Annotated in this window: 4 protein-coding genes; 1 reads left to right on the top strand and 3 read right to left on the bottom strand. The window is 69.0% G+C overall.

The window, feature by feature from the left end:
* Positions 1 to 495 precede the first annotated feature (495 nt).
* Both K8O92_22680 and K8O92_22675 read right to left on the bottom strand, forming a co-directional pair.
* Positions 496 to 948 carry a pyridoxamine 5'-phosphate oxidase family protein gene (locus K8O92_22680; protein UAK35883.1) on the bottom strand — a complete coding sequence of 151 codons (453 nt, stop codon included), beginning with the start codon at positions 946 to 948 and terminating at the stop codon, positions 496 to 498.
* Between the two features lie 190 nt (positions 949 to 1,138).
* Positions 1,139 to 2,506: a wax ester/triacylglycerol synthase family O-acyltransferase gene (locus K8O92_22675; protein UAK30691.1), complete on the bottom strand. Its 1,368-nt coding sequence runs from the start codon at positions 2,504 to 2,506 to the stop codon at positions 1,139 to 1,141.
* 264 nt (positions 2,507 to 2,770) lie between these two features.
* On the opposite strand from K8O92_22675, the gene K8O92_22670 reads away from it, so the two are divergent.
* Entirely contained in the window at positions 2,771 to 3,907 is a 1,137-nt protein-coding gene (locus tag K8O92_22670; GenBank protein ID UAK30690.1) for an FAD-dependent oxidoreductase, read from the top strand.
* On the opposite strand, the gene K8O92_22665 is transcribed toward K8O92_22670, so the two are convergent.
* Positions 3,897 to 13,016 carry an amino acid adenylation domain-containing protein gene (locus K8O92_22665; protein UAK30689.1) on the bottom strand — a complete coding sequence of 3,040 codons (9,120 nt, stop codon included), beginning with the start codon at positions 13,014 to 13,016 and terminating at the stop codon, positions 3,897 to 3,899. The two genes, K8O92_22670 and K8O92_22665, sit on opposite strands and share 11 nt — an antisense overlap.
* Positions 13,017 to 13,252: the final 236 nt, after the last annotated feature.

Here is a 13,252-nt window from a genome sequence, read left to right as displayed (position 1 = left end):
TTCATTACGAGATTTCTTTCAGCGCAATAGACGGTATCGCATCAATTACCGAAACCATGTCGCCGAGCCATCGGCATTCCCGCGCCAGGGATCAGCTCGGTTCGATGGGCGAAACGACGTCGAGTGGCTGTCGGCGCCGGAGGCGAGTGGGTATCGGCCCGGTCAGACCGCGAATCCGCCCCGTCGAGCGGTCCGACGACAGCATGCGGAAGACCGGCGCCGCGGCGGGAACGAACTGCACCACCGGCGTTCCGAGTACGCACCGCCCACCACGGAGTGTGGTAATCCGCAGCGGAACTCGGCCGTCCGCCGAGCCCGAGCACCGGTCCCACCGGATATATACGCGCTGATTCTCGGGACGATGGTTCGGCATATTCGGCGAGGTGGTTCGCACGCGACAGCGTGCTGCCCGGGACAATCCCTCGCCCCCGTGATGTGAGAACAATCCAGTCGCTTTCCGTACCCGAAAGTCTCGTCCGTCGCCGCGCGCTACACCTATCGCTGTTCCTCGACGAGCCGGAAGCCGGTGACTATCGTTGGTTCGATGGCGACGACCGTATCCATGCCCCCCTCGGCCCACGGCCGGAGCAGGGAGGTGTAGCGGACGACCCGTTCCGGGTCGGTGACCGTACGGGCGAGACCGGTCACGACAACCGACCAGCCGACATGGGTCACCGGGTCTATGTCATCGGCCTCGTAGGCCACCACGACACAGGGATCGGCACGAACCGTGTCCGTGAGCCGTGACGTGACCCGCGTACGCACGACGACCACGCCGTCCTCGACGAAATGGTTGACCGGCCGGATCGCGGGCAGCGCGTCGCGGGTGAACACCACGCGCCCGTAGGCCACACTCGCCAGCAGCCGCAACGCCTCCTCGCGGTCGATCTCGACCATCGCGCGGCTCGTGACGCCGCTGTCGGCGATACGACCGTTCGACGCGATCATGATCTCGTGCCGGGGCACGTTGCGCGCGAATCCACCTGGCAACGACCTCGCTTTCCGGTCTTCACTCGTCACCGCGGCCTCCCATACCACCACCGGGTCGCGCTGTCGGACAGGGCAAAAAGTCCCCGATCCGTCATCTTCCGGCGGCCGAAGCCGTGGGGCCGGCGACCCGCCGCCGTCCGGGTGCCTGTCACGGTCCGCTCACCTCCGGCCGCGGCAGCCGCCGAATCCCGGCGCGCTCACGCAGCCGCCGGATCTCGCGCTCGATACCCTCGGCGAGCACCGCGATATCGGGTGCGGTGTCGTAGTCTCCGGTAATGCCGAAGGTCAGGTGGCCCACATAGCTCAGGACCACGATCGCGGTACGTACACGCATCGCGATCGGTATGGCGGGCAGCAGTTCCACGACCTCGCGCCCGCCCACGGTCAACTGGTCGCGCGGCCCGGGCACGTTCGTCACCAGCGCGCCCACGGTTCGCTGCGGAACTCGCGTCAGCAGACGGAGGCTCCACGCGATGGGCGCGAACGGCAGCCGGTCGGCCAGCTCCAGCACCGAGTTCTCCGCTCGTGCTTCGCCGCTCGCCTTGTGTTCGGCCATCCGCTCCCGAAGCGCCTCCAGCCGCTCGACCGGGTCGGCGACATCGATCGGCAGCAACGGCAGCATCGCCGAAACCCGGTTGTCCAGCGCGTGTCTCGCCTTCTCGGACCGCATCGACACCGGAACGAGGATGCGCAGTGTGTCCGGCGCGGGTCGCTCGTTCCGGCCGATCAGCAGGTCGCGGTATGCGGCGGCGACCGAGGCCAGTACGACGTCGTTGACGGTGACGCCGAACGCGTCACCGATGTGATGGACATCCGACAGGGCGGCGCGCGCCACGACGTACCGGCGCTGCCGTCCGATGGGGCCGTTGAGCGAGCCTCCGGCGGCCGGTGACACGACGGCGGAGGCGAGCGGAGCAAGACCGCGCACCATGCCGAGCACAGTCCGGGGCGCGACGACGGGCAGCCGTGCCACGTCGCGAACCACGTCCAGCCACCGCACCTCGGTACGAGCCCGCGGCTCGGTCGCGGCGTCCTGCGGTTCCGCCGATACCGCATCGCAGAGGTTCCGGAACACCGAGATGCCGGACACTCCGTCCACCAGGCTGTGATGCGCTTTGACGACCAGGGCCCAGCGGTCACCGGAGAGATGCTCGACGACAACGCACTGCCACAGCGGGTGGTCGCGATCGAGCCGCTCCTCCAGTTCCGCCGCCACCAGTTCGCACAGCACGGGCTCGTCGCCCGGCGTGGGCAACGCGGTCCACCGGATATGGTGTGCGAGATCGAAATTCGGGTCGTCCTCCCAGACCGGCGCGGCGAGGTCGAGTGGCGCCCGCCGCACCTTCTGGCGCAGGCGCGCGTTCTGCCCCACCCCCCTGGCGAGTAGGCCGGTGAACTCCTCCCGGCTCGGCGGAGCACCGGAAATGATCGCCACCGCGCCGATTCCGAGACTGATGTGCCGGTCGGCGTCCTCTAGTTCCATGAAGCCCGAATCGAGGGGCCGTAGTTCTGTCATGGGGCATGCTCATTACGGGTGGTCGATGGCGGGTGCCATCACTGCGCGATCTACTCGGTTCGCTTTCAGCATCGCGCGATCCGGCGGCGGAGATGATGGCCGAAGGTCACCGAATGCAGGGCACTCCGGCCACGGCGGTGTGGGCTCCGACCGGGAAAGCTGCCCGCCGGTTCGTCGCGGGAAAGGCGCTCGCGCCTCCGGCCGGCCTCCTCCCCCGGTAGGGAGCCGCTCGACCGGCGGCGTGACCGGGAGAAGAATCAGGCTATGACTACCGTACTCATTCTCGGTGCGGGGTTCGGAGGACTGGAGCTGGCCACCCGTCTGTCGGGCTCGCCGGCCGACGAGCTCCGCATCGTCATCATCGACCGCAACGACTCCTTCACCCTCGGCTTCGCCAAACTGGACATCCTGTTCCGAGACGTACCGCCGGAGGCCGTGCGCGTGCCCTACGCCCGCTTCGACCATCCGCGCGTCGAATTCCGGCAGGAGGAAGTCCTCGAAATCGACCCACGGGCCCGGCGCGTCCGCACCGACCGCTCGGAGTACGAACCGGACATCCTCGTCGTCGCGCTCGGCGCCGACTACGACCCGGGCGCGACCCCGGGCTTCGCCGAAGACGGATACGAGTACTACTCGATGGACGGCGCCCGGCGATTGCGCGACCGCCTCGGCGACTTCGACGGCGGGGCCGTGATCGTCGCGGTGCTGAGCGTCCCCTTCAAGTGCCCGCCCGCGCCTTACGAAGGCGGCATGCTCCTGCACGAGCAGCTGACCCGGCGTGGCGTCCGTGAGCGCACCGGCATCCACTTCCTGACCCCGATGGACTCCCCTATTCCGGTGTCCGCGGATACCTCCGCCGCGATCGTGGAAGCGCTGACCCGCCGGGGAATCGAATACTCACCCGGGCGCGTGGTGCACGCGCTCGATCCGAGCCGCCACGTGGCGGTCACCCGCACCGGCGATCTTCCCTACGACCTGTTCATCGGAATCCCGAAGCACCGGGTGCCCGCGGTCGTCGAGGCCTCCGGGTTGACCGAGGGCGGGGCCGACGGCTGGATCGCCGTCGATCCGCGCACACTGCGAACGCCGTACCCCGGCGTCTTCGCCCTCGGCGACTGCGCCGACGCACCGGTCCCGCGTGCGGGGGTGTTCGCCGAGGACGCCGCCCGCACCGTCGCCGCGGGCATCGAAGCCGAGCTGCGCGCAGCGGCGCCGTCGCAGCGGTACCGCGGCCGCGGCACGTGCCATATCGAGTTCGGGGACGGGCTGGTCGGCAAGGTCGACGCCGATTTCCTGTCCGGTCCCGCGCCGGTCGCCCCGTTCACACCGCCTTCGGTAGAACTCGCCCGGGAGAAGACCGCCGCGGCCGAGGCCCGGCTGCGCCGCTGGTTCACCGGTTGACCGGGCATGCCGAGCCCGGCTCGTCCCCGCGCCACGCCCGGGTCAGCACCTCGGCGATCCGGGCGAGCCCCGACGCGACGGTCATCCGCCAATGCGTGGTGGGTACGGCGTAGTTGTGCACTCGGCCGTCGACGACCTCTTGCCAGATCGACGCGCCGACGCAGCCGGTCGGATCGTCGAGCGCGGCCGTGAAATAGATGACGTCTCCCCGGTACACGGGCGGGTCGTAGGCGCTGCGGAGCGCCACCGAGTGCACCGCCGCGTCGAGGATCCGGGTGACGCGGTCGGCGCCGAACGACGCGAACGGCTCGGGGAGTTCGGTCATCTTCTGCGGAAGCGCGGCCCAGTCCACATCCGCCACATTGCCGAGGTCGCCCGCTTGCTCACCGAGCAGACCGCCGATCAATTCGGCCACCGGCACTTGCCCCGCGTCACCAGGCGGGGTGCCCGGCGGATCCGCCATATAACTGTCCATCACCGCGAGCAGCGCGACCCGCTCGCCCGCGCGCCGCAATTGCACCGCGATCTCGTGTGCGATGACGCCACCGAACGACCAACCGAGAAGGTGGTACGGACCTGTCGGCTGCTCGGAGCGGATGAGCTCGAGGTAGCGATCAGCCCATTCCTCGATCGAACCCGGCATCGCCCCCTCGGTCGCCAGCACCGGCGTCTGCAATCCGTAGATGGGTCGATCCGGGTCGAGATAGGCGGCGAGACCCGCGTACGACCAGGAAATTCCCGACACCGGGTGAACGCAGAACAGCGGCGCGGCCGAACCGCGGGGGCGCAGCGGTAGCAGCATGTCGAAGGCCGCCTCGGTCTCGACCGTTCCGCTCGCACGGCTGGCCAGGTCGGCGACCAGTTCCGCGGGTGTGGGCGCGGTGAACACCCGCATCACCGGAATCCGGGTGCCGAGCGCGGACGACAGCCGAAGCGTCAGCTTCGCGGCGAGCAGGGAGTTTCCGCCGTGTTCGAAGAAGTTGTCGTCCATGCCGAAGCGATCGGCGCCGAGCACCTCGGCGAAGGCGGCGGCGACGGTGGACTCGACGGGCGTGGCGGCCGCACGGAACTCACGACCGCGGAATGCGGGCGCGGGTAGCGCACGCCGGTCGAGCTTGCCGTTGGGGGTCAACGGAATGACGTCGATCACCACGATCGCGGCCGGCACCATGTATCCGGTCAGGTATTCGGCCACCTGGGTGCGCAGTCCGGCCGGATCCAGCCGCGCATCCGGCTCGGGCAGCACGTAGCCGACGAGCTGATCGCCGAGTGCCGGATCGGCCCGGACCACCGCGACGGCCTGGCTCACGCCGGGACAGCGCAGCAACGCCGCTTCGATCTCCCCGAGCTCGATCCGGAAACCGCGTAATTGCACTTGCTGGTCGCCGCGACCGGCATAGGCGAGCCCGGCGTCGCCGTCGAACCGGGTCCAGCGCGCCAGGTCACCCGAGCGGTACATCCGGGATCCCGGCGGCCCGAACGGATTCGCGACGAACCGCGTCGCGGTGAGCCCGGGCCGTCCCGAGTAACCGCGCGACAGCTGGCTGCCCGCGACGTAGATCTCACCGGGTGTACCGAACGGCGCCGGACGCAGCCGGAGATCCAGGACATGGGTGTCCAGACCGGGCAGCGCTCGGCCGACGAGGCTTTCCGGACTGTCCATCAGATGCGCGCCGATCTCCAGGAAGGAGACGTGCACGGTCGTCTCGGTGATGCCGTACATGTTGACCAATCGCGGCGCGTCCCCCGGATGACGCTCGCGCCACCGTCGCAGGTGCCGCAGGTCCAGCGCCTCGCCTCCGAAGATCACGTATCGCAGCGCGAATTCCCCGGAGGCGGCGCAGGCGTCGCGGTCGGCTTCGACGAGTTGACAGAACGCCGACGGAGTCTGGTTCAGCACCGTCACCTGTTCACGAATCAACAACTCCCGGAACAGTTCCGGTGTTCGCGATGTCGCGTAGTCGACCACGACGACGGTGCCGCCGGTCACGAGCCCGCACCACAGCTCCCACACCGAGAAGTCGAATGCGAAGGAGTGGAACACCGTCCAGACGTCTCGCTCGCCGAATCCGAACAGCGGTCGCGCATTCGCGCACAGTTCCACCACGTTGCGGTGCGTCACGCCGACGCCCTTCGGCACGCCCGTCGAGCCCGAGGTGTAGATGACGTAGGCGAGGTTGTCCGGAAGCAGCGGCCTCAGCCGGTCGGCGTCGGTGATCGGAGCGTCGCAGAACTCCGCCGACTGTTCCAGCAGGACGGTGGGTAGTCCGGCGTCCGGGATGTCGGAGCGGTCGGCAGCCGTGGTCAGCACGCAGACCGGCGCCGCGTCGGCGAGCACGAAGGCCAGCCGCTGCGCCGGGTAGCCGAGATCGACGGGCAGGTACGCCGCACCGGCCGCAAGCACCCCGAGCAGCGCAACCGGCAGTTCCTCCGTCCGCGAGACCGCGACGGCCACAACGGATTCCGGACCTGCGCCGGCCGCGATCAACGCACGGGCGACTCGATTCGCGCGACGGCACAACGTCTCGAAGCTCAGCGTGGCGGCGCCGAATCGGACGGCCGACGCGTCCGGCCTGCGCTGCGCCTGCTCGCAGACCAGCGCGGGCAGCGTCGCCACCGCCGCGTCCGCGATATCGGACGGCCCGGCACACGCCTCGCGCGCATCGGCGGGCAGGACATCGTTTTCGTCGAGAATGCCGATGTCCCATACCGCCGCGGAGGGCTCTTGCGCCACCGCCGCCACGATGCGCTCGAATCGCCGCCCGAAGGCTCGGACGGTCGATTCGTCGAAGAGTTCGGTGGCATAGGTGAATGTCACGGCGATTCCCGCCGCCCGGCCGTCGGCACCTAGTCGTGGCTCGACGACGACTTGGAGATCGAATTTCGCGGTGATCGCGCCGTTGTCGACAGCGGTGACCGTCAGGTCCGGCAGCTCCAGGGCGGGCTGCTCGATGTTCTGGAACGCCAGCATCACCGGCACCAGCGGGTTCCGCGTTCCGGTTCGAGCGGGCGCGGCCTGCTCGACCACTCGCTCGAAAGGCACGTCGGCGTTGGCGAACGCCGAAAGAGCCGCTTCCCGGGAGCGATCCACGAGGTCGTGGAAAGTCGCGGCCGGATCGACGTCGACCCGCAGAGCCAACGTGTTGACGAACATGCCGATCAGATCGTCCAGCGCGCGTTCGCCGCGTCCGGCGACCGGGGTGCCGATCACGACGTCCGTCGTGCCGCAGAGGCGTCCGATCACCGTGGCGAGCGCCGCGTGGATCACCATGAACAACGTCGCGTTGTGCTCGCGCGCGATCGCGGTCAGTCGTTGGTGTACCGGCGCCGGGATGGTGAAGCCGGTCGACGCGCCGCGGTTGGCGGGCCTCGACGGACGAGGGCGATCGGCAGGCAGCTCCAGCGGTGCGGTCAGCCCGGCCAATTGATCGCGCCAGTAAGACAATTGCCGCGCGGCGAGGGAATGATCGCAGTCGTCGCGGCCGAGAACAGCGTGCTGCCAGATCGCGAAATCGGCATACTGCACCGGGAGCGGGGGCCAGTCCGGTGCACAACCGTTCAAACGGGAGACGTAGGCGGTCGCCAGGTCGCGGGCCAGCGGCGCGAGCGACGCGCCATCCGCCGAGATGTGGTGCGTCACGATGACGAGGAGATGATCGCGGCCCGAGGTGAACAGTCGCAGCCGTACCGGCGCGGCCGTGGTCACATCGAAGCCCGCGCACATCAGCCCGTTCACCATGTCCGCGACCTCGGTCAGGTCGTGCTCCACGGCGAGACCATCGGGGAGGACCGCAGCGGTCGTCAAGATCTCCTGACCCGGCTGCCCGTCGGCGTCGACCGGGTAGCGGGTGCGCAGCACCTCGTGCCGTTCGATCACGTCGGCGACCGCGTAGCGCAGCGCGGGCACGTCGAGGATGCCGGTCAGCCGGACGGCGAAGGGCATGTTGTAAGCGGGCGAGTCCGGCTCGATGCGGTTGAGCAACCACATCCGATGCTGTGCCGGCGAGAGCGGGATGCGATCGGTCCGTCGCGTCCGGACCAAGGGCGGACGGACGGCGCCCGTACCGTCGGACACCGCCCTCGCGGCGAGTGCGGCGACCCGGGGCGCCTCGAACAGATCACGCACGGTGACCTGGGATCGCAGCGCCTCGTTGAGCCTCGCGACCGCACGGGTCGCGAGCAGCGAATTGCCGCCGAGGGCGAAGAAGTCGTCATCGATGCCCACTCCCTCGATGCCGAGCAGGTCGGTGAACACCGCGGCGACGGCCTGTTCGACGGGATTTCGAGCGGCCCGGAACTTCCCGGGGGTGACCGTCGGCCGGGGCAGTGCCTTGCGGTCGAGTTTGCCGCTCACGTTCAGCGGCAGCGCGGGCAGTTCGACCAGCACGCAGGGGATCATGTACGCGGGCAGCACCGCCGAAATCCCGGCGAAGAGCTCTCGATCGTCGATGACATGCCCGGGCCGCGCAACCACATAGGCGACCAGCCGATCGCTCACCGGCGAGGGCGCCACCGCCGCGACCGCTTGACTCACCGACGGTTGCGCCAGCAGCGCGGCCTCGATCTCGCCGAGCTCGATCCGCTGGCCACGGAACTTCACCTGAGAATCGGTGCGCCCCAGATATTCCAGTCGCTGGGGCTCGTCCGCACTGGGCGCCCGCCAGACCGCCAGGTCACCGGTGCGGTACATCCTGGTTCCGCGGTCGAACGGGTTCGCGACGAAGCGACCGGCCGTCTGCGCAGCCTGCCGCACATATCCGCGGGCGAGCTGGTCCCCGGCCAGATACAGCTCGCCGGGTACCCCGGCGGGCACCGGTCGCAAGCGCGAATCCAGCACGTAGACCCGCGTATTCCACTGCGGCCGGCCGATCGGCACCGTCGATCCCTCACCCGTCCCCGCCGGCCAGTAGGTCACCGACACCGCGGCCTCGGTGGGCCCGTACAAGTTGTGCACCTGCGCCTCGGTGACCGCCCGGACCGCGCGCACGGTCTCCGGCGGCAAAGCCTCCCCGATGACGAACAGATGCCGCAGTGTGGCAAGGCTGCCTGGCGCCGCATGCGCGGCGAATACCGTCAACATGGAAGGCACGAAGTCGGTGATGGTGACCTCGTGTTCGGCGATGGTCGCGGCGAGATAGTCCGCGTCGCGGTGCCCGTCGTGATCGGCGACGACGAGCTTCGCGCCCGACCGCAGCGGCATGAGGTAGCCCCACAACGAAACGTCGAAGGTGGTCGCGGTCTTCTGGAGGTACACCTCTCCCGGCCCCATGGGGTACTGGGCGAGCATCCACTCGATCTGGTTGTCGATCGCCTTGTGCGAGACTGTCACGCCTTTCGGGCGCCCGGTCGACCCGGACGTGAAGATCACATAGGCCGGGTGCTCCGGCAGCACCGTACGCAGCAGTTCATCCGAACGGATCGGTGCCCCCGAGCGTCGGTCGGCTTCGAGGGTGTCCGAAGTCAGGACGACGACGTCATCGGGCATCGGCACCGCGTCGGCGGTCGTGGTGAGCACACAGACGGGCCGGGCGACCTCGAGCACATGCGCGAGCCGCTCGGCGGGATGATCCGGGTCCAGCGGGACGTACGCGCCGCCCGCGGTGAGAATCGCGTACATCCCGGCCACCAGGTCGACCGAACGCCGGATCGCCAGTCCCACCAGCGATTCCGCGCCGACGCCGTGGTCGATGAGCACCCGCGCGAGCCGGTTGACCCGCTCGTCGAACTCCCGGTAGGTCAGTCGCAGGCACGCGCAGACGATCGCGACATCGTCCGGGTGCCGCGCTACCGCACGCCGGTAGCCGTCGAGCACCAGCCCCGGGGGGACGGGATGCCGGGTGTCGTTCCAGTGGGCCAGGATGGCGGTGCGCTCCGCGGCGTCGAGCAGGTCCAGCTCGCCCACCGGGCGATCCGCCGAGTCGGCGACGGCGGCGAGGAGCGCGCACAGCCGCCGGGCGAAGCCCGCGACCGTCGCCTCCTCGAACAGGTCGGTGGAATACGTGAAGGCGGCGGAGATTCCCAGCGGCGTCCGCTCGTCCTCGTGCGGCACCATGGTCAGCTCGAGATCGAACTTCGCCAGTGGCAGCGCGAAGTCGAGGGCGGAGACGATGAGAGCGGGCAGTTCCAGCGTCGCCTGCGCGAAGTTGTGGAAGGTCAGCATCGTCTGGAACAGCGGGTGATGCGCGCTCGACCGCACCGGGTCCAGCAATTCCACCAAGCGTTCGAACGGTACGTCGGCATATCCGAACGCCTCGATATCCCGGCCGCGCACCTGGTCGAGCAGTTCGGCGAAGGTGTGACCGGGGTCGATCTCGGTACGCAGCGCGAGGGTGTTGACGAACATGCCGATCAGGCCGTCCAACGCGGCTTCGCCGCGACCGGCCACCGGTGTGCCGACTGTGATGTCGCGGGTGTTCGACAGCCTGGCCAGCAGAACGGCGTATACCGCGTGCGCGACCATGAACAGCGTCGCGTCGTGGTGGTGCGCCAGCCGGTTCAGCGCCGCGTGCACCGTCGCATCGATCTTGAATTCGTGCGTGGCGCCGCGACCCGAGAACACCGCCGGGCGCGGCCGGTCCGCGGGTAGGTCCAGCCTTTCCGGCAGGTCCGCCAGCCGTTCTCGCCAGAATCCGATCTGGCGGGCGAGTGTCGAATCCGGATCGCTCTCCTCGCCCAGCATTCGACGCTGCCACAGCGTGTAGTCCGCGTACTGCAGGGGCAGCGGCGTCCAGATCGGACCGTGCCCTGCGGCCCTGGCCGTATAGGCGGTCATCAGGTCGGCGGTCAGCGGGCCGATGGAGGAGCCGTCCGCGGCGATGTGGTGGATCGCGCCCACGAGCACATGCTCGGTCTCGTTCGAGCGCAGCAGACGCAACCGGATCGGCGGCGCCGCCGTCACGTCGAAGCCCTCGACCACCGCGGCTACGGTGCGCTCCGGGATCTCGGTCTCGATGACGTCGAGCACCGGCAGTTCGGGTACCGCCCTCGGATCCGACACGGGATGCACACATTGGCTGCCCGTGCCGTCGTGATCCGGATAGCTGGTCCGCAGTACCTCGTGCCGCTCGACCAGGTCCCGGATCGCGGCGCGCAGCGCGTCCACGTCCAGCTCCCCGCTCAACCGCACCGCCAGCGGAATGTGGTTGCTCGCCGCGGCCGGGTCGAACCGATTCAGAAACCACATCCGCCGCTGCGCGTACGACAGCGGCACCCGCTCGGGCCGTGCCATCGGTCGCGGCGCGGGATGCGACGCCCGGGTCAGGTCCCCCAGGCGTTCGGCCAGTTTCGCCACCGCCGGCGCCTCGAACAGCAGCGCGACCGGAACACGGACACCCAGCGCGGTGCCGAGCCGCGCCGCGGCCTGTGTGGCGATCAGCGAGTTGCCCCCGAGTTCGAAGAAATCGTCGTTCGCCCCCACCTGGCCTGCGCCGGGGTGCGGCAGCAGCAACGCGGCGAAGATGTCGGCGACCACCCGCTCGGTCGGCGTAGCGGGCGCACGGAACCGTCTGGTGGTGAGCGCCGGCTCCGGTAGCGCCGCGCGATCCAGTTTGCCGACCGGTGTGAGCGGGAGTTCGTCGAGCACCGTGATCGACGCCGGAATCATATATGCGGGAAGGGTTTTGGCTAGGAAATCGATCAGTTCCGTGGTGTTCAGGGTCACCCGGCCGCAGTCGCCAGGGGCGGACGCCACGCGCGGCAGCACATAGGACACCAGCGCTCTGCCACCGGATGGCAGCGTCGTGCCGAGTGTCACGGCGTAGTCGACGTCGGGGTGGGCGGTCAGTGCGTTGTCGATCTCGTCGAGCTCGATTCGCAGCCCTCGGATCTTGACCTGGAAATCCACTCGGCCGTGGTATTCGATCAGCCCGGCCGAGGTGCGCCGCACCATATCGCCGGTGCGATACATGCGGGCGCCGGGCGCCGTCGCGAACGGATTGGCCACGAACCTGTCGGCGGTCAGCCCGGGTCGCCCGAGATATCCCTGCGCCAGCGCCGGCCCGGAGAGATACAGTTCGCCGATCACTCCCGTGGGCACCATCCGTAGCCGGGCATCGAGCACGTGGACGCCCAGCGCTGGGACCGGAGTCCCGATGTGGGTCGCCTCGCCCGCGCGCAGCGCCGCGGTGCCGGTGGCGAAGATGGTTGTCTCGGTGGGGCCGTAGACGATGTAGAAGGCCCGGTCGGCGTTCGCCCACCGGGCCACCAGTTCGCGACTCACGCGCTCCCCGCCGCACAGGATGGCCCGGAGGTCGTCGAGTCCGGCCGGGTCGATCGACTCCAGGGCTCCCGGGGTGATGCACAGATGCGTGACCCGCTCCCGCCGCAGCAGATCGGCCAGTTCCATGCCGCCGAACACCGCGGGCGGCGCGACGACCAGAGTCGCTCCCGCCGAGAAGGCGAGCAGCATCTCGATCACCGAGAAGTCGAAGCTCGGTGTGCACAGATGCGTGACGCGCGATTCCCGGGTCACCACCCGCACGGCGATCTCGTGCTCGACCAGGGCCGCAAGGCCGGCATGGGTGACGGCGACGCCTTTCGGCTTGCCCGTCGAGCCGGAGGTGTAGATCACGTAGGCGAGGTGCTGTTCGGTCAGCGGGCGCGACCGGTCCAGGTAGGAGATCGAATGACCGGGCTGGGCGGCGAGCCGCTCGCGGTGCGCCGGGGCGTCGAGTTCTATCCAATCGGTCCCCGTGGCGGGCAGCGCCGCTCGATGTGCCGAGGTGGTGAGACCGACGACGACGCCGGAATCCGCGATCATGTGCGCGATGCGATCGGCCGGATAGGAAGGATCGACGGGCACGTAGGCGGCGCCGGTTTTCGCGACCGCCCACACCGCCAGCACCGACTCCACCGACCGCGTGATGGCCACCGCGACGAAGTCTCCCGGCCCCAGACCGAAGCCGATCAGATACCGGGCCAGTCGCGAGGAGGTCTCATCCAGCTCCCGATAGCTGAGTTCCCGCTGATCGGCGGGATCGCCGGTGGGATTGTACCGGACCGCCGCGGAGTCGAACGAGGTGTCGACCGCGGCGGAAAGCAGTTGGTGGAACAGCAGATTACGTGCTCGTGAATGGTGGGCGCGACGTGCGGAACGACGTGTCGGGGTCATGCGGTGGCGAGTTCACTCTCTGGTCGATCAGTGTCCGCTCTGGCGATGGAGCCAGAAGCGGTGCCTCAAATGCGTGAACCATGACCCGAGCGTGCAGATCGGACCTTAGCGAACACCGATCGGATCGGCGCGGCGAGGTTGGGAAAGTCCCTAGGGTTACCCAGCTACCCGTTGGTCCATTACACCGTGTGACGTGAAGAACAACCGTTTCGGACCGTAGCCACCACGCCCTGAGA

This window comes from Nocardia asteroides (assembly GCA_019930625.1).
In the GTDB taxonomy this organism is placed as follows: Bacteria; Actinomycetota; Actinomycetes; order Mycobacteriales; family Mycobacteriaceae; genus Nocardia; species Nocardia sputi.
The sequence above is the reverse complement of the archived record's forward strand: the minus strand, read 5'-3'. Positions and strand labels throughout refer to the sequence as shown.